We start from the raw sequence: 1117 nt of genomic DNA on the forward strand, positions 1-1117 counted from the left end.
TTATTGAGCCGGCACTAATGAACTTGAATCAGGCGGCATAGCGAACCGGCTCGTGCTCGAAATAGCTGCGGATGCGATCGGGCTGGCGCTGCACGCTGCGCAGGTGCTGCGCGGTGGCCTTGACCAGTTGCAGCTTCGTGCGCGCCGGCGCCAACTTCGTGACGGCCTGCTTCAGGTCCGCGTTGGCCATTTCGTCGGGATTGAGCTCGGGGCTGTAGCTTGGCAAATAGAACACCTCGATGGCTTCACGGTGCTTGGCCAGCCATGCTTTGACGGGCTTGGCATGGTGGACGCGCAAGTTGTCCACGATCAGGAAGATTTTCTTGGGCGCGCCCTTGATGAGTCGGCGCAGGAAGTCGATGAAGATGGTGGCGTTGAGCGCGCCATCGAAGATCTTCCAGCGCATCTGGCCGCGGTTGGTGACGGTGGAGATGACCGACAAGCCATGGCGCTTGTTGTTCACGCGCACCACCGGCGTCTGCCCCTTGGGAGCAAAGCCGCGGCCACGCACGTCATCACTGCGCAGCCCGCTCTCATCGCCCCAGTGGATCTCAGCGCCTTCGGCCTTGGCGCGCGTGGCGACGACGGGGTAGTCCTCTTGCAGCCACTTGCGCACGGCCGCGGGCGACTGCTCGTAGGCCTTCTTCATGGGCTTTTGGGGCGTGAAGCCCCAGCGTGACAGGTACAGCCCCATCGTGCGCACGGGCAGCCGGATGCCAAAGCGCTGCTCGATGAGTTGTGCCACTGCTTGGCGCGTCCACAGCGCGTAGACCATCTTCAACTGGTCCGGTGTCTTGTCGGCAATCAGGCGTTGCACCTCATCCTCCTGGCTGGCGTCCAGCCGGCGGTGCTCGCCGACCTTGCGCCCGCACTCGCCATCGTGCAGTGCTTGAGCACCCTTGGCCGCGTGGCGCTTGCAGATGTCGAACACGCCCGTACGACTCAGGCCCGTAAGCGCTGCGATCTCGTCGTAGGTGTGCTCCGCCTCACGCAGCCGAATGACCTGCGCGCGCCTCTCGTGTCGCGCCTCGCGCGACAGCGACCTCATGTCCATTACCTTCATCACCGCGCGATCATGACGCGGCAAGATTTCAAGAACATTACTGCCGGCTCAATA

At 63.2% G+C, this 1117-nt stretch carries 1 protein-coding gene; it reads right to left on the bottom strand.

Annotation, left to right across the window (positions count from 1 at the left end; all coding sequences use genetic code 11):
* Positions 1–28: 28 nt before the first annotated feature.
* On the bottom strand, positions 29–1063 hold the full coding sequence (locus tag ALA01S_RS31135; RefSeq protein ID WP_084268125.1) for an IS630 family transposase: 1035 nt from the start codon (positions 1061–1063) through the stop codon (positions 29–31).
* Positions 1064–1117 lie beyond the last annotated feature (54 nt).

This window comes from Azohydromonas lata NBRC 102462, from assembly GCF_001571085.1.
GTDB classification, from domain to species: Bacteria; Pseudomonadota; Gammaproteobacteria; order Burkholderiales; family Burkholderiaceae_C; genus Azohydromonas; species Azohydromonas lata.